The organism is Streptomyces sp. NPDC001828 (assembly GCF_042892175.1).
Lineage (GTDB): Bacteria > Actinomycetota > Actinomycetes > Streptomycetales > Streptomycetaceae > Streptomyces.
In genome coordinates, this window is the sequence record NZ_JBIATV010000012.1 from 90,999 (window position 1) to 111,493 (window position 20,495).

18 protein-coding genes are annotated in these 20,495 nt (G+C 71.5%); 14 read left to right on the top strand and 4 right to left on the bottom strand.

What is annotated here, in order from left to right:
- Nucleotides 1-668: 668 nt before the first annotated feature.
- The 4 genes from ACFYZA_RS29225 to ACFYZA_RS29240 form a co-directional block, all read right to left on the bottom strand.
- Nucleotides 669-2,192, bottom strand: a complete 1,524-nt coding sequence (locus ACFYZA_RS29225) for a glycoside hydrolase family 3 protein (protein WP_382598721.1) — start codon at nt 2,190-2,192, stop codon at nt 669-671.
- 9 nt (nt 2,193-2,201) lie between these two features.
- Nucleotides 2,202-3,071, bottom strand: coding sequence for a carbohydrate ABC transporter permease (locus ACFYZA_RS29230; RefSeq protein ID WP_382598719.1), 870 nt, complete (start codon nt 3,069-3,071; stop codon nt 2,202-2,204).
- Between the two features lie 29 nt (nt 3,072-3,100).
- A complete protein-coding gene (locus tag ACFYZA_RS29235) occupies nt 3,101-4,099 on the bottom strand; it encodes a carbohydrate ABC transporter permease (protein ID WP_382598717.1) in 999 nt (332 codons plus the stop codon).
- Nucleotides 4,100-4,174: 75 nt separating this feature from the next.
- Nucleotides 4,175-5,455 carry an extracellular solute-binding protein gene (locus tag ACFYZA_RS29240; RefSeq protein ID WP_382598715.1) on the bottom strand — a complete coding sequence of 427 codons (1,281 nt, stop codon included), beginning with the start codon at nt 5,453-5,455 and terminating at the stop codon, nt 4,175-4,177.
- 464 nt (nt 5,456-5,919) lie between these two features.
- Between ACFYZA_RS29240 and ACFYZA_RS29245 the strand changes: the two genes are divergently transcribed.
- The 14 genes from ACFYZA_RS29245 to ACFYZA_RS29310 all read left to right on the top strand — a co-directional run bounded on the left by ACFYZA_RS29245 (nt 5,920) and on the right by ACFYZA_RS29310 (nt 20,492).
- The gene (locus ACFYZA_RS29245) at nt 5,920-6,684 is read left to right on the top strand and encodes a GntR family transcriptional regulator (RefSeq protein WP_161255071.1); all 765 of its coding nucleotides are present in this window, start codon (nt 5,920-5,922) and stop codon (nt 6,682-6,684) included.
- A gap of 314 nt (nt 6,685-6,998) precedes the next feature.
- Nucleotides 6,999-7,169, top strand: coding sequence for a hypothetical protein (locus ACFYZA_RS29250; protein WP_382598713.1), 171 nt, complete (start codon nt 6,999-7,001; stop codon nt 7,167-7,169).
- Between the two features lie 72 nt (nt 7,170-7,241).
- The gene (locus tag ACFYZA_RS29255) at nt 7,242-7,454 is read left to right on the top strand and encodes a hypothetical protein (protein ID WP_382598711.1); all 213 of its coding nucleotides are present in this window, start codon (nt 7,242-7,244) and stop codon (nt 7,452-7,454) included.
- Between the two features lie 79 nt (nt 7,455-7,533).
- On the top strand, nt 7,534-8,553 hold the full coding sequence (locus tag ACFYZA_RS29260) for a glycosyltransferase family 2 protein (protein ID WP_382598709.1): 1,020 nt from the start codon (nt 7,534-7,536) through the stop codon (nt 8,551-8,553).
- 77 nt (nt 8,554-8,630) lie between these two features.
- On the top strand, nt 8,631-9,590 hold the full coding sequence (locus ACFYZA_RS29265; RefSeq protein ID WP_388493609.1) for a UbiA prenyltransferase family protein: 960 nt from the start codon (nt 8,631-8,633) through the stop codon (nt 9,588-9,590).
- Nucleotides 9,587-10,540, top strand: a complete 954-nt coding sequence (locus ACFYZA_RS29270; RefSeq protein ID WP_388493611.1) for a lysylphosphatidylglycerol synthase domain-containing protein — start codon at nt 9,587-9,589, stop codon at nt 10,538-10,540. The genes ACFYZA_RS29265 and ACFYZA_RS29270 overlap by 4 nt, the downstream gene beginning before the upstream one ends.
- Nucleotides 10,541-10,581: 41 nt before the next feature.
- Nucleotides 10,582-12,012, top strand: coding sequence for an aspartate aminotransferase family protein (locus ACFYZA_RS29275; RefSeq protein WP_382598703.1), 1,431 nt, complete (start codon nt 10,582-10,584; stop codon nt 12,010-12,012).
- On the top strand, nt 12,006-13,052 hold the full coding sequence (locus ACFYZA_RS29280) for an NAD-dependent epimerase/dehydratase family protein (RefSeq protein ID WP_382598701.1): 1,047 nt from the start codon (nt 12,006-12,008) through the stop codon (nt 13,050-13,052). Before ACFYZA_RS29275 ends, ACFYZA_RS29280 begins: the two co-directional genes overlap by 7 nt.
- 22 nt (nt 13,053-13,074) lie before the next feature.
- Nucleotides 13,075-14,145: a glycosyltransferase family 2 protein gene (locus ACFYZA_RS29285; RefSeq protein ID WP_388493613.1), complete on the top strand. Its 1,071-nt coding sequence runs from the start codon at nt 13,075-13,077 to the stop codon at nt 14,143-14,145.
- Nucleotides 14,138-15,331, top strand: a complete 1,194-nt coding sequence (locus ACFYZA_RS29290; protein ID WP_388493615.1) for an endonuclease/exonuclease/phosphatase family protein — start codon at nt 14,138-14,140, stop codon at nt 15,329-15,331. Before ACFYZA_RS29285 ends, ACFYZA_RS29290 begins: the two co-directional genes overlap by 8 nt.
- Before the next feature lie 7 nt (nt 15,332-15,338).
- Complete coding sequence (locus ACFYZA_RS29295) at nt 15,339-16,349, top strand: endonuclease/exonuclease/phosphatase family protein (protein WP_388493617.1); 1,011 nt, start codon at nt 15,339-15,341, stop codon at nt 16,347-16,349.
- Nucleotides 16,349-17,344 carry an aldo/keto reductase gene (locus ACFYZA_RS29300; protein WP_388493618.1) on the top strand — a complete coding sequence of 332 codons (996 nt, stop codon included), beginning with the start codon at nt 16,349-16,351 and terminating at the stop codon, nt 17,342-17,344. The genes ACFYZA_RS29295 and ACFYZA_RS29300 overlap by 1 nt, the downstream gene beginning before the upstream one ends.
- Nucleotides 17,331-19,481 carry an MMPL family transporter gene (locus tag ACFYZA_RS29305; RefSeq protein WP_388493619.1) on the top strand — a complete coding sequence of 717 codons (2,151 nt, stop codon included), beginning with the start codon at nt 17,331-17,333 and terminating at the stop codon, nt 19,479-19,481. The genes ACFYZA_RS29300 and ACFYZA_RS29305 overlap by 14 nt, the downstream gene beginning before the upstream one ends.
- 33 nt (nt 19,482-19,514) lie before the next feature.
- A complete protein-coding gene (locus ACFYZA_RS29310) occupies nt 19,515-20,492 on the top strand; it encodes a LuxR C-terminal-related transcriptional regulator (protein WP_382598689.1) in 978 nt (325 codons plus the stop codon).
- Nucleotides 20,493-20,495 lie beyond the last annotated feature (3 nt).

A 20,495-nucleotide genomic window follows, 5' to 3' on the forward strand; every position in this document is an offset into this window, starting at 1 on the left:
GCGCGGGCCGGGTGAGGTCACGGTCGGCGGCGAAGCGCTGCGGCGGATGGGTTCGGCAGGCGGGGTGCTCGCTCCGGCACGCGCCTCGCGGCCGTCCGGGGCCGGGGATGAGCGGGGTGCCGGGCGATGCGGGCGCCCTCGGCTCGGTGCTGCGCCGACCGGTTCTCGGCTGGCATTGCGAGGGCAAATAGGCGCGGAAGCAAGGGAGTTGGCGGGATCGGCGCCTCGTCGCGCCGGCCGGTCAACCGGTGGAGTGCGTACGTCTCCACGAAGACTGAGCCGGGGTTGCCACCTCCTCGTACCCGGTGCCGCCCGTGAGCCGAGGACACCTGCACCGATCTTGCGTACCTCCAAGGTGGACTAGACCAACTTCCGGTGTCAAGCCCCAAGTTGACGGGCCGCGCGACGCAAATGGGGCGGGTTCACGCACCGGACACGCGGGGGATACGTACTGTCAAGTAGAGCTCTCCACGGCCGAGTTGAAAGCCTCCGCGAGAGCCAAACGGAGTTCCCGCTTCCGGGGCCCGGCGCAAGTCGGCCCTCCCGGACATCGGAATTCGGCCCCTTCGTACAGCTTCTCCACGTCGCCTTGGCTATACCCGCACATGCAAACGTGGCGGGGTGACGGCCCGCCGGCCGACACCCCGCCACGTGATCGAGGGGGTGCCTCAGACTCCCGCGATGGCCTCCGCCGCCGCCCTGCCGCACACCCGCGCCGCGCCGTGCGTGGCGATGTGCAGCGCGCCGCGCGGGGTCGCCCGCGGCACGCCCATCTCGACCACGACCGTGTCCGGGCGCGCCGCGAGCAGCGCGTCCAGGGCCGCCGCCATCCACGGGTGGCGGTGCTCGTCGCGCACCACCGCGACGATGCGGCGCTCCCCCGCGTCCGCGAGCACCTCGGCCGCGGCGGCGTCCGTGCCGTAGGTGCCGCTCCGGGTGCCGGGCAGCAGCCCGTCGAGTTCGGCGCCGATGCTCCAGGGGGTCTCGCTGCTCACCGCGATGTTCATGACGGGCGTGAACGTGGCCACGTACGGGGCCTGTTCCAGCGGACGCCACGACGGCGACGCGGTGATCCGGGCGGCCCGGCGCGCGGCCACCAGGCCGATGTCGCTGCCGATGCCGGTGCCGGGCGCGGTCCCCTCCTGCACCGCCGCGCCCGGCGCCGTCACGTCCCCCCTGGCCCGCTGGGCCCACGCGGCGAGCGCACGGACCCGTGCGGCGGCGTCGGCCAGGCGTTCCTCGGCCAGCTCGCCGTCCCGTACCGCCGCGACCAGCGCGTCGCGCAGTCGCAGTACGGTGCCCTCGTCGGCCAGGCCGCCGCCGACGCACAGGGCGTCGGCGCCCGCCGCGATCGCGAGGACGGAGCCTCGCTCGATGCCGACCGTCCCCGCGATGGCCTGCATCTCCACCGCGTCCGAGACGATCAGCCCGTCGAAGCCGAGCTCCTCGCGCAGCAGTCCGGTGAGGATGCGCGGGCTGAGCGTGGCGGGACGGGCGGGGTCGAGCGCGGGAAGAAGGATATGCGCACTCATGACCGACTTGGAACCCGCGGCGATCGCGGCACGGAAAGGCACCAGCTCACGAGCGTGCAGCGTGTCGAGGTCGACGTCGATGCGGGGCATCGCGTGGTGCGAGTCGACGTTGGTGTCGCCGTGGCCGGGGAAGTGCTTGGTGCAGGCGGCCACTCCGGACGCCTGGAGGCCCTCGATGTAGGCGGCGGTGTGCCGGGCCACCAGCTCGGTGTCGGCCCCGAAGGCCCGTACGCCGATGATCGGGTTGTCCGGGTTGGAGTTCACGTCCGCGGACGGCGCCCAGTTCAGGTTGACGCCGCACTCGGCGAGCCGGCGGCCCAGTTCGCGGGCGACCTCACGGGTCAGCTCCAGGTCGTCGACCGCGCCGAGCGCCAGGTTGCCGGGGAAGGACGAGCCGGTGCGCACCTCTATGCGGGTGACGTCGCCGCCCTCCTCGTCGATGGCCACCAGGAGGTCGTCCCGCTCGGCCCTCAACTGGGCGGTCAGCGCGGCGACTTGGGGGGCCGAGACGATGTTGCGGCCGAACAGGCCGACGGAGGCCAGGCCTTCGTCGATGCGGCGCAGCAGCCAGTCCGGGGCGGTGGTGCCGACGAACCCGGGCTGGAGCACGGCGAGGGCGTCGCGGGTCAGAGTGTCGGAACCCGTGGTCATAGTCGTCATGGGGCGGGGTTATCCCTTCACTGCGCCGGCCGTCAGACCCGCGGCCATCTTGCGCTGGACGAGGAGGAAGAGAATCACGATGGGGACCGCCATCATGGTCGATCCGGCCATCATCGGGGCGTACTCGGTGCCGTGCTGGGTGGTGAAGTTGGACAGCCACACGGTGGCCGTCTGGTGGTTCTGGCTCATCAGCATGAGGGCGTAGAGGTACTCGTTCCAGGCCTGGATGAAACCGTAGACCGAGGTGGCCACCATGCCGGGGGCGAGCAGCGGGAAGACCACGCGGATGAAGGCGCCGGTGCGGGTGCACCCGTCGACCATGGCCGCCTCCTCCAGCTCCTTGGGGACGTTGACGATGAAACCGCGCAGCGTCCACACCGTGAAGGGGAGGATGAAGGTCAGGTACGTGATGATCAGGCCCGAGAGCTTGTCGTACTGACCGAGGTCGTTGAGCAGCAGGAAGACCGGGATGATCATGGCGACCAGCGGGACCATCTGGACCGCGAGGATGCCGATGATGACGATCTTGCGGCCGCGGAAGGCGAACCGGGAGATCGCCAGCGCCGCGAGCAGGCCGACCGCGATGCCGATGAGGACCACGACGACCGAGACGATCAGGGACCGGCCGATCGATCCCCAGAAGTCGCCGATCTGGAGCGCCCGCTTGAAGTTGTCGAGCGTGAAGTGGGTGGGGAACAGGTGCGGATCGGGGTCGATCGCGTCCTTGGCCGGCTTGAACGCGGTGTTCAGCATCCAGTAGACCGGGAAGCCGGCGGTGACGAAGACGAGCAGGCCGAGCAGGTTCCAGCCGAGCTTGGTCTTCTTGCGGGCGGGCTTGGCGCGCAGGGCGGCGGGCGCCGTGGCGGTCGAGGCAGCCATCGTTACTCCGTCTTGTCGGTTCGCGATGCTCACTCGACGTCCCCGATCTTGAGCATCTGGCGCATGTACACCGCGATCACACCGAGCAGCAGGAGCACGGTGAGCAGGGCGATCGCGGAGCCCTGCGAGTAGTCGTTGACGACGAAGGCCTTGTCGTACGAGTACGTGGTGAGGAGCTGGTACTCCGGCTCGGGGTGGCCGCCGCGCATCACGAAGACCTGCGGGAAGACGCCCATGTCCCAGATCACCGAGAGCGTCGCGAGCATCACGATGATGGGCTTGAGGATCGGCAGGGTCACGTGCCGGAACACGCCCCAGGAGCCGGCCCCGTCGAGCCGCGCGGCCTCTTCCAGTTCCTTGGGGACCTGGGTGAGACCGGCGCTGAGGGTGATGACCACGAACGGCACCGCGCCCCAGACCACGAGCAGCATGATCACGGCGAGGCCCTGGGTGCTGCTGATGAACCAGTTGTGTCCGGTGACGTCGACCCCGGGCAGCTGGCTGAGCAGCCAGTTCAGCACGCCGTAGTCGCTGTCGAACATCCACTTGAAGATGGTGATCGCCACGACGATGGGCATGCCCCAACTCGCCACCAGGGCAATGTTGATGAGGGTCTTGACCCAGCCCGAGACCCGCTGGAGCAGCAGGGCTATGAGCATGCCGATGACCATGGTCAGGATGACCGCGGTGGCGGCGAAGACGATGGTGCGCACGACGACGCGCCAGAACTCGCCGTCGCCGAGGACGTTGGTGAAGTTGTCGAGGCCGACCGACTCGGCGGCCTGGAAGCCCCACAGCTGCGGCTGCCCGAACTTCTCGAAGGACAGGGTGACGAGCCGTACCAGCGGATAGCCGAGGACGATCGCGAGGACGATCAGACAGGGCGCGAGCAGTGCCCAGGGCACCGCCGCTCCCCCGCCCGTGCCACGCTTCTTCCCCGGCTTGCCGGGATGACCGGATCCAGCACCCGGTAGTGGGTCGCGCCGCGCCGGCGGCACCTTGGCGGTGGTTGTCTCTGCGGCACTCATCGCGCGCTCCTGGTGATCCCTCTCTGGAACTGGCCAGGCAGGGCCCCGTCACCGTGACGGGGCCCTGCCCAAAGGTCACTTGGTGTTGATGACCTTGTCGATCGCGGCGTCCGCGTCCTTCGCGGCGGCCTCGACCGTCTTCTTACCGGTGCCGATGGCCTGGAGCATGTCCTGGAGGGTCTTGGCCTTCTCGACCTGGCCCCAGCCCGGCGCCATCGGGACGAACCAGCTGGACTCGGCCGCGATGGCCGGGACGGCCGTCTTCGGGTCCGACTTCAGCGGTGCGAGGTCCGTCTTGTTGTTGGGCAGGTTGCCCTTGGCGACCAGGCCCTTCTGGCCCTGCGTGCCGGTGAACGCGTTGATCCACTCGGCGGCGAGCGCCTGCGCCTTGGACTTGACCGGGACCACGAGGTCCGAACCGCCGAGGAAGACCGGCATGGCCTTGCCGGACGGGGCCGGCAGGACGAAGCTCTCGATCTTGTCGGCGAGCTTGCCGACCTTGTCGTTCTCCGGCAGGGCGGCGTTGGCGCCCTCCCATGCCGGGCTGAACACGAGGGCCGACTTGCCCTGGCCGTAGACGATCGGGCGGTCCGCCTCGTCCTTGGTCTTGTCGCCCTTCATGTACTTGTCGATGACGTTCTTGAACTCGGTGAGGCCCTTGATGGACTCCGGCGAGGACAGGTTGGCCTTGAACTTGTCGCCGTCCTGCTTGGCGATGGAGCCGCCGGCGTCGTACACGAAGGACATGGCCGCGTACCAGTCACGGGTGGGCTGGTACCAGGCGCTGAACTTGTCGCCCTGCTTGGCCTGGATCTTGTCCAGGTCGGCGGTCAGCTCGGCGTACGTCTTCGGCGTCGCGGTGATGCCCGCGTCCGCGGCGATGTCCTTGCGCCAGGTCGCCGTGCGGCCACCCGCGTAGTAGGGGACGCCGTAGGTCTTGCCGTTGTACGTGACCGACTGCTTGAGCGCGTCGAGCCAGGCGGCGGAGTTGTCGAACTTCGACGGGTCGACCTCGGCGAACGCGCCCTTGACCGCGTAGGGCAGCACCTCGGAGTTGCCCATCTCCACGACGTCCGGCGCCTTGTCGGTGGCGAGGACGGCGTCGAGCTTGGCGTTCTTGTCCGGCCAGCCGTAGTACTCGTGGTTGATCTTCAGGCCCGGGTGCTTGGCGACGATCGCGTCGTCCGCCGCCTTCACCAGCTCGGGCCAGTTCTTCTGGGCGTCGACCGTGAGCCAGACCGTCAGCTCCTTGGCGTCGCCCCCCGCGGCGCCGTCCTTCTTGTCACTGCCGCCGCATGCCGCGGCACCGATCATGATGCCGGCGACGCCGATCGCCGCGATGAGCTTGCGCTTCACGCCACTCTCCTCAGGGATGACTGAAACCCCCCGCCCACCGCGATGCCACATACGACGAGTACTGCCCGTGGGGCTGGGATCTGGTCTTTAATGGTTTAGACCAGTACCGGGAGCTTGGCCTAGACCTATTGGGGTGTCAAGAGTCGATAAGAACGCTGAGACCGTCCGTTATCGGACCGACACCTCACCGCCCCGGACACCCCTCAACTCCGTCCCCACGCGCCCGTTCGGCACCACCGCGGGCTGCCCCGAAGAGCCGGCTGGGCTTTAATGGTTTAGACCAACTTGCACACTTCCCCGCACGTCCGCCGCGCGGCGGTGTATAAGAAGGGCTTGTCGATCGCGTTCCCGGACCGACACCCTGACGGAGGGCGACGACCCGTGACCGGTCCGTGCCACCATGTGAGCCGCGACAGACGGAGGAGCCGGTGACGGCAGCAGCGCAGCACTCGGGAAGGCAGACCATGGCCGCCGACGCGGGCGGGAGCGAGACGGAGGCGGGCGCCGGCGCCCGGACCGCTCGCGTGCCCAAGTACTACCGCCTCAAGCGCCACTTGCTGGAGATGACGGAAACACTTCCGCCCGGCACCCCGGTGCCGCCCGAGCGGACGCTCGCCGCGGAGTTCGACACCTCCCGCACCACCGTGCGCCAGGCCCTGCAGGAACTGGTCGTCGAGGGCCGCCTCGAACGCATCCAGGGCAAGGGCACCTTCGTCGCCAAGCCCAAGGTCTCCCAGCCGCTGCAACTCTCCTCGTACACCGAGGACATGCGGGCCCAGGGCCTGGAGCCCACCTCCCAGCTCCTGGACATCGGGTACGTCACCGCCGACGACACCCTCGCCGGGCTGCTCGACATCGGCGCCGGCGGCCGGGTGCTGCGCATCGAGCGGCTGCGCCTCGCCAGCGGCGAGCCGATGGCGATCGAGACCACGCACCTGTCCGCCAAGCGCTTCCCGGCTCTCCGCCGCTCCCTGGTGAAGTACACCTCCCTCTACACCGCGCTCGCCGAGGTGTACGGGGTGCACCTGGCGGAGGCCGAGGAGACCATCGAGACCTCGCTCGCCACCCCGCGCGAGGCCGGCCTGCTCGGCACCGACGTGGGCCTGCCGATGCTGATGCTGTCGCGGCACTCGCTCGACGGCCAGGGCGAGCCGGTGGAGTGGGTGCGCTCGGTCTACCGGGGCGACCGGTACAAGTTCGTCGCCCGCCTCAAGCGCCCGACCGACTGAGCCGGTCCGCCCGGCACCGCAGGAAAACGGCCACGCCCCTCGGGGCGTGGCCGTTTCGCGTTCCGGAACCCTCAGCTCCAACTCCAGCCGGACTCAGGCACGTTGTGCCTGGCAGCAAGGTGCCCGCGCGCACAGAACCCCTGCTGGGCCCGGGGGCGGCGGCGCCGGGCGGCGTGGACGGGGGTGGCACCGTCCTGCCGCGCGGTTGTGGCCACCCGTTGTCCGATGACACCCGGGCCGCCGTCGGCCAGTCTTGAACTCGCCAAAGGAAATCCCGCTCCTCACAAAAGACTCCTGACGAAAAGGTGGCTCTCATGCGTGCCAGGTTCCGTTCGATCGCGGCTCTTCTCCTTCCGGTCGCCGCCTCGATCGCATTCGTACTGACCGCACAGGGAAACACCGCCGCACCGGCCCACCAGATCGCCGACTCGGCCACCACCACCGTTCCGTCCGGTGGCTCCGGCGACGGATTCTCCTGGGGCTGACCCATCTATCTCGTCGGCATTTCGATGACCGCCGCTCCCGGGGACGACGCGGAACCCCCGACGAAGTCACAGGTGATCGAGACGCTCCGGCGCATCGACGAACCCCGAGGCCATGAGGGGCCGGCCCGCGCGCTGGTCCTCGGGCAGTCGATCCGGCTGGCCCTCTACCTCCAGAGTCCGGACGAGAGCGAGGCCGTGAGCCGCGCCCTGGACATCTGCGTACGACTGCTCGCCGCGTCGCCGGAGCTCGCCCGCTTCCGCATCACGGACTTCCGGCTCCTCTGACACCGCCGAATTCACCGGCCCTTCAGAATCCCCGTACCCCGGTACTCCTCAACTCCAGTGCTCCCGAAATGGAATCGCCATGCCCAGGGCCCGCCCGAGCGTGTCCGTCATCATCCCCAACTTCAATTACGAGAAGACCCTGCGGGCCTGTCTGGAATCGGTGTTCGCCCAGACCCGCACGCCGCTCGACGTCATTGTCGTCGACGACGCGAGCACCGACCGTTCACGGGACATCGCGCGGGAATTCCCCTGCGTCCTCATCGCGAGTCCGCGCAACGGGGGCGTGTCCGCAGCCCGCAACCTCGGCGCCGCGGCGGCCCGCGGCGAGATCCTGTTCTTCCTCGACTCCGACACCGCGCTCGCCCCGGACGCCCTGGCGAACGCCGTCGACCAGCTCCTGGACGACCCCGGGCTCGGCTGTGTCCACGGCGTGCTCGACCCCGAACCGCTCTTCGACGACGGGCCCGTCGAGCGCTACCACGCCCTGCACGCCCACTTCTGGCGCCGGCGCGGCGCCGGTGAGGTGCGTACCGCGTTCTTCGCGCTCGGCGCGATCTGGAAGCGCGTCTTCGAGGAGATCGGCCCCTTCGACGAGAACCTCCGCGACTCCGAGGACGTCGAGTACAGCGGCCGGCTCGTGCAGAAGTACCGCATCCGCATGTCGGAGACCGTCACCGGGCGCCACGACGACGTCGACCGGCTGCTGCCCATGCTGCGCGAGCAGTACCGGCGCTCCCAGCTCCTGATCGCGGCGGTCGGCCAGATGCGGGCGGGCGGGCTCAGCGCGAACCGGCCGCTCGGCGTGCTCGCCGCGGCCCTCGCCCCGCCCGCGCTGCTGCTCGGCCTCCTGTCGCCGTGGCTGCTGCTCGTGCCCGCCCTGTGCGTCCTGGTCTTCGCCTGCGCCGACCCGGGGCTCAGCCGCTTCGTCCTGCGCACCAAGGGGCCCGGGTTCCTCCTGTGGTTCACCGGCGTGCACTTCGTGCTGCACCTCGCGCTGGTGCTCGGCGCGGCACGCGGTGTCGTGCGCTGGCTCACCGAACCGGACTTCGGGCCCACCGTCCGCCGCCGCGCCCCGGTCCCCGCCACCGGCCGGAGGTGACCCACCGCCCCACGCGTCACGTTCGCCTCCCCACCCGGTGTCCCCCGCCACCGCCCGTCAGCAACTGGAGCCTGTCCATGGCCACTCTCGGCCCCACGCTCGCCCAGCAGCCGGCCCGCACCCAGCAGGCCCGGCCCCCCAGCCTCCTCCGTGACCTCCTCTCCCTCGTCCGGCCCGGCCAGTGGTCCAAGAACCTGGTGGTGGTGCCGTTCGGACTGCTCGGCGCCCAGCGCCCCGGCGGTCAGCTGCTCGGCGGCGCGGCCGCGGCCGTCGTCGCCTTCACCCTGGCCTCCGCGCTCGTCTACCTGGTCAACGACATCAGCGACCGCGACCGGGACCGCAGCCACCCGCAGAAGCGCAACCGCCCCATCGCCGCGGGCCGGGTCGGGGTGGGCACCGCCATCGCCTTCGCCGCGGTCCTCGTCGTGCTGCTCGGCGCGGCCGTGACCGGCTGCGCGCTGCTCGGCGTCACCCCGGTCGCCGCCTGGTGGCCGGTCGTCGCCTACCTCGGCCTCAACGTGGCCTACAGCAGAGGCCTCAAGCACGTCCCGCTGCTCGACGTCTTCATCGTCGCGCTCGGCTTCGTCCTCAGACTCGTGCAGGGCGCGCTCGCCGCGTCCTCGCCCGTGCCGGACTGGCTGGTGCTGTGCGTGTTCTCGCTGTGCCTGATGCTGATCCTCGGCAAGCGGCGCCACGAGATGACCGTGGGCGGTGTCCTGCACCGGCCCGCGCTGCGCGGCTACACGGTCGGATTCCTCGACCAACTCCTCGTGTTCGCGGCCGTGTTGACCGCCATCAGCTATGTCCTCCAGGTGCAGGGCAGCGCCCTGTTCGGCGCCCACGGCACCGCCGTCGCGATGCTCACCGCGCCGTTCGCCCTGTTCGGGCTCGCCCGCTACCTCCAGCTGCTCGTGGTCGACTCCGGGGGCGGCAACCCGTCCCGGGCCCTGTTCCGGGACCGCGTGACGGTGTCCAACGCGCTGCTGTGGTCCTGCCTGGTCGGCGGCTCCGCGCTGTTCGTCCACACGGCGTCATGACGGCCGCCGAACTCGCCCCGGCCGCCCCTCGGGGCCCGCTGCGCCGGGCCGTGCCCGTCCTGTTCCCGCTCGCCGTCGCCACCGGCATCGGCTTCGCCCTGCACGACCGGATCGGCGACCTGGCCGATCTGGTCGTACGCCCCGGAGCCGTGCCCTACCTGCTGGGCGCGCTCGCCGCCAACGCGGGCGCCGTACTCCTGTCCATGGCCACCTGGCGCACCCTGCTCGGCGACCTGGGCCCCAGGGTGCCCGGCGCGGTCGCCACCCGGATCTTCTTCACGTCGTTCCTCAGCAAGTACCTGCCCGGCGCGGTGTGGGGAGTGCTCGCCCAGGTCAGGATGGGCCGCGCGGTGGGCGTGCCGGGCCCGGTGGTGGTCGCCGTGTTCCTGCTCAACCTGATGGCCGCCGTCCTCACCGGACTCACCATCGGCCCGATCGCGGCGCCCTGGACGCTGGGCGGCGACGCCTGGTGGCTGCTGCTCCCGGTCGCGGTCACCGTCGCCTGCGCCGCCCGGCCCGGCCTCATCAACTCCCTTGCCGCGCTGGGCGCCAGGCTCGCCCGGCGCCCCGCCCCGACCGCCACCGCGAGCGATGCCGGGATGCGCCGGGCGATGGCCTCGGCGGCCGCGTCCTGGGCGGTGTCCGGCCTCCACCTGTGGGCGCTCGCCGTGATGCTCGGGGCGCCCGCCGCCAAGGCGCTGCCGGTGTGCGTGGGCGGGTTCGCGCTCGCCACCGCCGCCGCCAGCCTGGTGGTCGTCCTGCCGGACGGCTGGGGCGCCCGCGAGGCCGTCCTGATGCTCGCGCTGTCCGCGGTGCTGCCCTGGCAGGCCGCCGCCGCGGCGGCCGTCGCGAGCCGGGTCGTCTGCACCCTGAGCGAAGTCCTGGTCGGCGGGGCCGCGCTGCTCCTCACCAGGACCTCCGGCCGGCTCGTCCCGGCCCCGGCCTCCTGACCGTACGTCTCCACGAAGCCTCACGAAGAGGGATCGATCCCATGCCACAGCTGTACTCCGTCGACGACTGCGAGTCGCTGACCACCAAGCAGGTCCACGGTCTGTACAAGGACCACGTCAACCGCAGCCAGGTCTCGCTCATGACGTCCTTCGGCTTCGGCCAGGAACTCGTCGAGCGCGCCGAGGGCGCCTACCTCCACCAGCGCGACGGCCGCCGCATCCTGGACTTCACCGGCGGGGTCGGGGTGCTCAACCACGGCCACAACCACCCCCGCATCCTCGCGGCCCGCCGCCGCTTCCAGGACGAGCGGCGGATGGAGGTCCACAAGACCTACTTCTCGCCCTACATCGCCGCCCTCGGCCACAACCTGGCCGAGCTGCTGCCCGGCGACCTGAACATGTCGTTCTTCCCCAACTCCGGTGCGGAGGCGGTCGAGGGCGCGGTCAAGCTGGCGTACAAGTACCACGGCGGACGCCGCTCGCGGGTGCTGCGGGCCGACATCAGCTTCCACGGCAAGCTGCTCGGCTCGGGCAGTCTGACCGGGCAGAACCAGGCGACCTTCCAGTTCCCCGGCATTCCCGGCGTCGGCGTCTTCCCGTACGGGGACCTGGCGGCCGTCGAGCGCGAGGTCGCCAAGTCCCGTACGGCGAAGGGCGATTCGGACGTCTACTGCATCCTGATCGAGCCGCTCAGCGCCTCCACCATGAACGCCTGCTCGGAGGAGTTCCTGCGCGGACTGCGGGAGCTGTGCACCCGCGAGGACATCGTGCTGCTCTTCGACGAGATCTACACCGGCTGGGGCAAGACCGGCAGCCTCTTCTACTTCATGCGGTACGAGGGCCTGGTCCCCGACATCCTCACCACCTCCAAGTCGTTCGGCGGCGGCAAGTCCTCCATCTCGGCGTTCATCGCCAGGGAGCCGGTCTTCCGCAAGGCGTACGACAACCTCACCGACGCCCTGCTCCAGTCGACCAGCACCACCTACTACGGGTTCGGCGAGGAGGCGATCACCGCCATCGAGGCGGTCAACATCGCCGTGGAGGACGACTATCCGGCCCGGGCCCGCGCCATCGAGCGCATCCTCGGCCCCGGCCTGGAACGGATCGCCAAGGAGCACCCGGACGTGGTGTCCGAGGTGCGCGGCGCGGGCGCGCTGCACGGGGTGTTCCTGCACAAGGGCCCCAAGATCCTGGAGCTGGCGACCAAGCTGGTGCCGGGCGCGATGACCAAGGACCCGCGCTTCCGCACCAAGCTGATCACCTCCTCGGTGGTGAACGCCCTCTACCGCGACCACGGCGTCTACGCCTACTACACGCTGAACGGCGACAACCCGCTGATGGCGGCCCCCTCGCTGATCACCGAGGACCACGAGGTCGAGTACTTCCTCGAATCCCTCGACGCCACCCTCGCGCAGGGCCTGCCGCGTCTGCTCACCCGTTTCGTCAAGGAGAAGGTGTCGTCGCTGTGGTAGCCAGGACGGTTGTGACCGGCGGTGCCGGAATGCTCGGTTCGACGCTCGTACGCCGGCTGCTCGCCGACGGCCACGAGGTGCACTGTGTGGACCTGCGGGCGCCGGGCACCACACACGAACGCCTCACCCACACCGTCTCGGACGTCCGGGACGCCGTCGCCATGAAGCGTGCGACGGCCGAGGCGGACGTGGTGGTGCACTGCGCGGCCGCGCTGCCCAGTTACCCGGCCGACCAGATCCGCTCGGTGATAGTCGGCGGCACCGAGGCGGTGCTCGGCGCGGCCGAGGCCAACGGCGTGCCGCGCTTCGTGCACATATCGTCGACGGCCGTGTACGGGCTCCCCAAGGTGGTCCCCACCCCGGAGGAGTATCCGCGCGAGCCCGTCGACACCTACAGCGCCGCGAAGGCCGAGGCCGAGGAGGTGGCCGAGCGGTTCCGGGGCAAGGAGATGTGCCTGCCGATCCTGCGGCCCAAGACGTTCCTCGGGCCCGGCCGCATGGGCCTGTTCGCGATGCTCTTCGAATGGGCCGAGGAGGGGCGGCACTTCCCCGTGCTCGGCAAGGGCGACGTCCGCATCCAGATGTTCGACGTGGACGACCTGGTGGACGCGGTCGTCACCGCGATGGAGGCGCCGGCCGAGCGTGCGGACGGCACCTTCAACCTGGGCGCGACCCGGTTCGGCACCCTGCGCGAGGACTTCCAGGCCGTGCTCGACGCCGCCGGGCACGGCAAGCGGGTCCGCTCGCTGCCCGCGAAGCCCGCGCTCGCCGCGCTCAGCGCCCTCCAGCGCACCCGCCTCTCGCCGGTCTACGGGCGCCTGCTGCACAAGCTGCTCGACGACTCGTACGTGAGCACCGAGCGGGCCCGCGAGCAGCTCGGCTTCAGCCCGCGCCACTCCAACCAGGACGCGATCCTGCGCACCTACGCCTGGTGGCGCGAGCAGCGGCGGACGAAGAGCGCCCCGGCCAAGGGGCAGGGCGTCACCAGTGTCGAGCCGTGGCGGCAGGGAGCCCTCTCCCTGGCCAAGGTGCTGTTCTAAAGCGATCCGAGGAGTGAAGACCGTGTCCAGCGACCACAAGCCCCTGGTCTCCGTGATCATCCCCAACTACAACTACGGCCGCTCGATCGGCCTGTGCGTCGAGGCCGCGCAGAACCAGACGTACCCGCACACCGAGATCATCGTCGTCGACGACTGCAGCACCGACGACTCCGCCGCGACCGCCGCCGCCCTCGGCGCCCGGGTGGTGAGCACCGGCCGCAACAGCGGGGTCGCGGTGGCCCGCAACCTCGGGGCCGAACTGGCCCGGGGCGAGGTCCTCGTCTTCCTGGACTCCGACGTGGCGATGCACCCGGACGCGATCGAGCGGTCGGTGGCCCTGCTCGCCGAGGGCGTCGACGGCGTCAAGTACGGCGCGGTGTGCGGGACTTACGAGCCCGAGCCGCTGATCCGGGACAGCCTGATCGAGGAGTACCGCTCGCTCCAGCAGTACTACCTGCTGCTGAAGTCCGAGGGCGTCATCGACACCGTGCACACCGCGATCCTGGCGATACCGCGTGCGGTCTACGACGAGGTCGGCCCGTTCAACCCGCTGCTGCGGCACACCGAGGACCAGGACTACGGGCGCCGCATCTCGGAGCACCACAAGGTCCTCAGCTCCCTCGAAGTGCGCGGCCGGCACGACCACGACGACACCGTACGGATCGTCCTGGACAAGGTGTTCAGCCGCGCCCGGCTCGCGGTGCCGCTGATCCTGAGCCGCCGCGCCCTGCAAGGCGGCTTCGTGACCGGGCCGCGCGCGGGGGCCAGTCTCGCGGCGCCGCTCGCCGTGGCCGCCCTGGCCGCGCCCCTGCTGTGGGGCGCGGTGTGGTTCCTGCTCCCGGCGGCCCTGTTCGTCCTGTCCGTCCTGGGCGACCTCGACATGTACCGGGTGGTCCGCAGACACCGGGGGCGCCTGTTCCTCGGGTACTTCGTGGCCGTCAACTTCCTGGTGAACCTGACGGTGTTCGCGGCCATCGGGGTCGCGGGGACGCAGTGGCTGTTCTCGTCCCGCTTCCGGCGGCTCTACGATCCCCAGCCCCGCCCCTCCCAGAGCGCGGCGCTCGGCTCGGCGGTCGGTGTCCCCGGTGTCTGACCTGCGGACCCCGCCCGCCGAGGCTCTCGCCGAGCCGGCCCCCGCCGGGCCGCCCGTGCGGCGCGCCCGGCGCCGGGCGGGGCGCCTGGTGTGCTGGGCGGCGCCGGCCTGGCTGGTGTACCTGGCGGTGGAGTGGTGCGTCGACGGCCGGTACTGGATCGGTGAACTGGCCGGTGCCGTACCGCCGTTCCTCTTCGTGGTGCTTCCGCTGCTGTTCGCCGCGCTGATCCCGCTGGCGCGCGGGGCCGGGCGGTGGCGTACGGCGGCCGCGGTGGCCGTGGCGCTCGTGCTCGGCGCCGGGCAGTCGGGGATCAACTTCGGCGCGCTGTGGTCCTCGGACCACACGGCCGGACCCGACTCGGTGCGGGTGGTCGCCTGGAACACCAACTCGTGGAACCAACTGCTGGGCACCCAGGACCACTTCTACGCCTTCCTGAAGTCGAAGAAAGCGGATGTGTACCTCCTGCACGAGTACCAGCACGTGACCCCGGACCGTAAGGGCCGCCTGCCCATCGACGATCTGGCCCGGCTGCGCGCGGAGTTCCCCGGGTACGAGGTCACCGTCCAGGGCGAGCTGGTCACGGTGTCCCGCTTCCCCGTGGTCGCGACGCCCGCGGTCGGCCCGGCCCGGGACGTCGCGGCGGACGCCGACTGGAACACGCGCTACCGGCAGGCCAAGGTGCTGCGGACCGATCTGCTGATCAGGGGGCGGACGGTGTCGTTCTACAACCTGCACATGCCGGTCTGGAACAGCATGACCGACGGCCCGCTCTCGGGCGCCTTCTACACCCACATGCGGGACAGCTTCGGCCCGCGCGCGGCTCAGTACGCCGGCCTCCAGGACGATGTGGACCACAACCCCAACCCGGTGGTGGTGGCGGGGGACTTCAACACCACGGCCGCCATGTCGGAGCTCGACGGGATCCGCTCGCGGCTCACCGACGCGGTGGGCGCGAGCGACGACCTCTACCCGACGAGCTGGGAGGAGGGCGGCTGGAAGCCCTTCTGGCGCACGGACTGGGCGTTCACCGGCCATGGCGTGAGGGCGGACGAGTACCGCTTCGACTCGCCGGAGAAGCTGTCCGACCACGCGGTGCAGGACCTGTGGGTGACCGTGCCGCCCGCATCGCGGCCGAAGGACGACTCGCGGCCGGAGAACGAGTCACGGCCCAGGAACGAAAGGTAAGCCCACCGTGTCCCCCGCTACCGCCGTCGCCCTCTGCGCTCTCGCGTGGGCCGTCTTCCTCGGCGCGCACCTGGTCCTCAACGGCCGCTGGTGGCCCTGGCTCGCCGTGTCCCTGCTGCCTCCGCCGCTCTTCGCCGCCGCGCCACTCGCCCTGCTCGCGGCGGCCGCGGCCGCGGGGAGCGTGCCGGGCGCGGCGCTCGCGGCCGGATGCCTGCTCGCGGGGTGGCGGGAGAGCGGCGTCAACTGGCGAGCCTTGCGCCGGAGTTCGGCTCCCGGAGCGCGGCGCGAGGGAGTCCGGGTGGTGTCGTGGAACACCCAGCACTGGAACCAGGGCCGCGAGCCCGACCGGTTCTACGCCTTCCTGCACACCGTGTCCGCCGATGTCTATCTGCTCCAGGAGTACCTGAACGGGTTCGAGGGCGGCGAGGTGTGGGACATCGACGACGAGGAGCGGCTGCGCGACGAGTTCCCGGGTCACCACCTGTCGGTCGACAACAACTCGGTGACCCTGTCCCGGTTCCCGCCCGCCGGGCCCCCCGTGCCGGTCGGCGCCTGCTCGCTGCGGGTCGACCTGCGCACCCCGGACGGCGTCCTGTCGACGTACAACGTGCACATCCCGGTCCAGCTGACGGTGATGAACCCGCTGAGCCGGGCCTTCTTCCGGGACATGCGGCGCCGGCACGAGGCGCGGCGGCGCGAGTACGACGCGCTGGTCGCCGATCTGCTGGCCAACCCCCACCCGTTCCTGGTGTCCGGGGACTTCAACACCAGCGCGGCGATCGGCGACATCCGCCGGATGCCGAGGGCCGCGCGCGACGCCATCGGGGCCAACCGCTCGCTGTTCCCGGCGAGTTGGCATGCTCGATGGAAACTGCGGCTCTGGCGCATCGACTGGGTGTTCACCAGCACCGGGGTCCGCGTGGAGCGGTACGCGTTCCGTGACCCGGGCGGTCTCTCCGACCACCTGGCACAGGACGTCACGATCACCACCACCGATATCGAGGAGATGAACGGTTGATGCAGTACCGACAGCTGGGCGGCAAGGACGGCCTGCGGGTGAGCACCCTGTGCCTGGGCACGCTCCCCTTCGGCACCCGGATCGACGAGGCGACCGCCTTCTCCGTCCTTGACCGCTTCTACGAGGCGGGCGGCACCTTCCTGGACACCGCGAACACGTACGCCTTCTGGGAGCCGGGCGCGACCGGCGCCGAGAGCGAGCTCGTCATCGGCAAGTGGCTGGCCAGCCGGGGCGTCCGGGACGAGATCGTGCTCGCCACGAAGGTAGGCGCGCTGCCCGAGCCGCTGGACGCGCCGTGGCCGGAGGCCGCCGAGGGCCTGTCCGCGCCGGTGCTGCGCCGCCAGGTGGAAGCCAGCCTGCGCAATCTGGGCACCGACCGGATCGACCTCTACTACGCGCACATCGACGACCGGAAGACGCCCGTCGAGGAGACCATGGGCGCGTTCGCCGAACTCGCCGACGCCGGGAAGATCTCGCTCTTCGGGTGCAGCAACTTCGCGGCCTGGCGCGTCGAGGAGTCGCGGGCCGCCGCCGAGCGCGCGGGCGGCCCTGCGTATGCGGCGGTGCAGCAGCGCTACACCTACCTCCAGCCGCGCCCCGGCGCCGCCTTCGGGGTGAACCCGCATGCCTCCGAGGAGCTCCTCGACTACCTGGCCACCCGGCCCGACCTCGCCTTCGTCGCCTATACGACCCAGCTGACCGGGGCGTACAACAACCCCGCGAAGGAGATTCCCGAGCAGTACCGGCACGCGGGTTCCACCCGGCGGCTCGCGGTGCTCGGCGAGGTCGCCAAGGAGCTCGGGGTCACCCCCGGCCAGGTCGTACTCGCGTGGGCGCTCGGCGGAGCGCTGCCCGTCCTGCCAGTGATCGGGGCGAGTTCGGTGGGCCAGCTGGACGAGTCGCTGGACGCGGTGGCCCTCGTCCTGTCCGACGAGGTCCGGGCCCGGCTCGACGCGGCGGGTGCCGATGCGGCGAGTTTCGATGCGGCGAGCTGAGCGGTACGCGGCCGGGCTCGTCCGCCTCTCCGTCGGCCACCGCGGGCTCGTGTGCCTGCTGTGGCTGGCGGTGCTCCTGGCGGGCGGCCTCGCGTCGGCGGCGAACCTGGGCCGCCTGGACCAGAGCTTCACGGCCTCGGGCCAGGACGGCTCCCGGGCCAACGCCGCGATCACCGAGCGGTACGGGGCCGGCGCGGGCGTCGCCCCGCTGGTCGCCGTGGTCACCTGGCCGGACGGCACCGACGCCCGGTCGCCCGGCACGGTGGGCCGCCTGAGGTCCGGTCTCGCCGGGGCGACGGATCCCGGCACCCGGGTCCTCTCGTACGCCGGCACCGGCGACGGGGCGTTCCTCTCGCAGGACGGCCGCACCACGTACGCCCTGGTGTATCCGCACTCCGGGAAGCCGGACCTGGCCGGGCTCACGGCGGTGCGGGACGCCACCGAGCGGCTGCGGACCGGGCTGCGCGCGGCGCTACCCGACGCCCGGGTGAACGTGACGGGCGTGCTCCCGCTCCAGGAGGACAGCGCCACCACCCGCCCCGGACTCGGACTCCAACTGGCCAAGTACGGCTGCGCGTTGGGGGCACTCGTGCTGCTCCTGCGGCGGTTCCGGCCGCTGCTCTCGCTCCTCCCGCTCCTCCTGGCGGCGGTGTCGTCGGTGGCGGCCCTCGTGGTGGTCCTCGCCCTCGCGTGCGCCATGGAGCTGAGCTTCGTCGTGGTGTATCTGATCCCGGTCGCGGCCCTCGCCCTCTCGCTGCGGCGCTCGGCGGGCCTGGTGACGGCCTGGCGGGCGGAGCTCGCGCGCGGCCGCGACGCGCGGCGGGCCGCGCTGCGCGCGGGATCCCTACTGGCGGGCCCGGCGGCGACCGGCACCTCGGCCGGAGCAGTGGCCCTGGCGTCGCTCGCCCTGTTCCCCGCCCCCTTCCTGCGCTCGATCGGCATCGCGGGAGCCACGGCCTGCCTCACCACCGGCCTGGCCGCCCTGACCCTGGGCCCGGCCCTGCTGTCGTGGCTGCCGGGTCGGGTGCGGGAGCGGAGTGGGGCCGGGTCGCGACGGATGGGGCAACTACCGCTCGCGGAGGGCGCGTTGAGGACGACCGGCGGAGTTCGGCGCGCTTCGCGGCCGCTCGCCGTCGCCACCCTCGTCGCCCTCGCCCTGCTCACCGGCGCGGCAGGGTTCCTGACGGCCGGGAACCCACGGGCCGAGGCGCTGGTGCGCGGTGGCCCCGGACGGGACGGGCTCGACCAGCTGACGGCGGCCGGGATGCCGACCGGTGTCCTCAACCCCCTTGAGGTGCTTGCCCCTTCGGCTGCCGGCCCCGGCCGGTTGGCGGCGATGGCGGCCCGGATTCCGGGCGTCCTGACGGCCGTGGCGCCCGGTGACGCGGCTTGGCGCCGCGATGGATCCGCGCTGGTCGCCGTCATCCCGTCCGGTGAGCCGATGACGGCCCCCGGCCGGCGCGCGATGGCCGAGGTGCGGGCCGCGACGGCCGGCACGGGGGCGCGGGTCGGCGGTTCGGGGGTGCCCGAACTCGACCTGGTGCGGGGCGTGTACCGCCTGGTCCCGCTCGCGCTCGCGGTCATGGCGCTGCTCGGCTTCGCCGTGATCGCCCGGCTGCGGTCCGCCCGGGCGGCCGTGCGGGCGGTGCTGTGCGGGGTGGTGTCGGCGCTCGCGGTGAGCGGGCTCCTGGTTCTCGTCTGGCAGTACGGCCCCGGCGCCCGGCTGCTCGGCGGGGTCGCGGCGACGGGGGCGGTCACCGGGTGGATCCCGCTGGTGGCGGGCGCCCTGGCCTTCCTCCTCGCGCTGGACCTGGCCGTGCCGGGCGGCTCGGCGCCGCGCGGCCGGGCGGGCGTCGGGCTCGCGGGAGCCCTGCCGCTTTTGGCCATCGGGCTCGGCCCGCAAGTGGAACTGGCCATTCTGGTCACGGCACTTGGCGGTGCGGTGCTGCTCGGCCCGGCGCTGCTCCGGGCCCTCTCCGTGTTGCCCGGACGGTCACGGCCCGGCCCACACGAAAGGGCCGCGAAATCCCCCGCAAGTGCCCTTCCGGCCACCCCCGCGTCATCTTATTGGTCTAGACCTAGATCGCCGCTCGGCCATACGATCCCCCTGGCCGAACCATCGGACCACGCACAGTGACATCACGGCATACGCGAACCTGGGGGAACCCGCATGCTCGAGGCACTCGGAATCCAGCAGTCCACCGAAACCGTCTACCGGCTCCTGCTTGAGCAACCGAGTTATGGCGTACCGGAGTTGGCCGAACAGCTGGGGTGGCCCGAGAGCGAGGTCAGGTCGGCGCTCGCCCATCTCGCCGACCTGCGGCTCGTCCTCATGGACGACGCTTCGGACCCGATCGCACCGTTCAACCCGGATGTCGGGTTCGCGTTCCTGCTCTCGCGCGCCGAGGCCGAACTGACCAAACGCAGACGCCAGGTCGAGCGGGCCCAGCAGGCGGTGGCGGCGATCCTCGCCAAGTTCAGCGAGAGCGGCACCTTCCGGCACGACGTGGTCGACCGCATCCAGGGCGTGGACGCGGTGCGCGAACGCCTGGAGGACCTGGCCTCCAGCGCCCGCGCCGAGTGCCTCTCCCTGCTGCCCGGCGGCGCCCAACTCCCCGACACCATGGACGCGAGCCAGCCCCTCGACGAGCTGGCCCTGGAGCGCGGGGTGCGGATCCGCAGCGTTTACCAGGAGAGCTTCCGCAATGACGCCGCCACCCTGGAGTACGTGCGCTGGTACTCCGACCTGGGCGGCGAGGCGCGCACAGTGCCGATCGTCCCGATGCTGATGGTGATCGTCGACCGCAGCGCCGCGCTGGTCCCGGTGGACCCGGAGGACGCGCGGGCCGGCGCCCTCGAAGTGCGCAGCCGGGGCCTGGTCAACGCCCTGGTCGTGCTGTTCGACCACCTGTGGGAGTCGGGCACCCCTTTCGGGGAGGCCCCGCGCCGCAACGAGCACGATCTCTCGCCGCAGGAAAGGGAGTTGCTGCTGCTCCTCGGCATCGGGTGCACGGACGACATCGCCGCGCGGCGGCTCGGGATCTCCCTGCGCACCGTGCGCCGGATGAGCTCGGAACTCATGTCCCGCCTGGGTGCGCGCAGCCGCTTCGAGGCGGGGGTGCGGGCGGCCAAGGAGGGCTGGCTCTGAGTC

Coding starts and splice junctions, on each gene's coding strand:
- ACFYZA_RS29300 (WP_388493618.1), top strand. CDS start 16,349: ATGCAGTACCGACAGCTGGGCGGCAAGGACGGCCTGCGGGTGAGCACC.
- ACFYZA_RS29305 (WP_388493619.1), top strand. CDS start 17,331: ATGCGGCGAGCTGAGCGGTACGCGGCCGGGCTCGTCCGCCTCTCCGTC.
- ACFYZA_RS29250 (WP_382598713.1), top strand. CDS start 6,999: ATGCGTGCCAGGTTCCGTTCGATCGCGGCTCTTCTCCTTCCGGTCGCC.
- ACFYZA_RS29260 (WP_382598709.1), top strand. CDS start 7,534: ATGCCCAGGGCCCGCCCGAGCGTGTCCGTCATCATCCCCAACTTCAAT.
- ACFYZA_RS29225 (WP_382598721.1), bottom strand. CDS start 2,192: ATGACGACTATGACCACGGGTTCCGACACTCTGACCCGCGACGCCCTC.
- ACFYZA_RS29270 (WP_388493611.1), top strand. CDS start 9,587: ATGACGGCCGCCGAACTCGCCCCGGCCGCCCCTCGGGGCCCGCTGCGC.
- ACFYZA_RS29275 (WP_382598703.1), top strand. CDS start 10,582: ATGCCACAGCTGTACTCCGTCGACGACTGCGAGTCGCTGACCACCAAG.
- ACFYZA_RS29310 (WP_382598689.1), top strand. CDS start 19,515: ATGCTCGAGGCACTCGGAATCCAGCAGTCCACCGAAACCGTCTACCGG.
- ACFYZA_RS29230 (WP_382598719.1), bottom strand. CDS start 3,071: ATGGCTGCCTCGACCGCCACGGCGCCCGCCGCCCTGCGCGCCAAGCCC.
- ACFYZA_RS29235 (WP_382598717.1), bottom strand. CDS start 4,099: ATGAGTGCCGCAGAGACAACCACCGCCAAGGTGCCGCCGGCGCGGCGC.
- ACFYZA_RS29265 (WP_388493609.1), top strand. CDS start 8,631: ATGGCCACTCTCGGCCCCACGCTCGCCCAGCAGCCGGCCCGCACCCAG.
- ACFYZA_RS29245 (WP_161255071.1), top strand. CDS start 5,920: ATGGCCGCCGACGCGGGCGGGAGCGAGACGGAGGCGGGCGCCGGCGCC.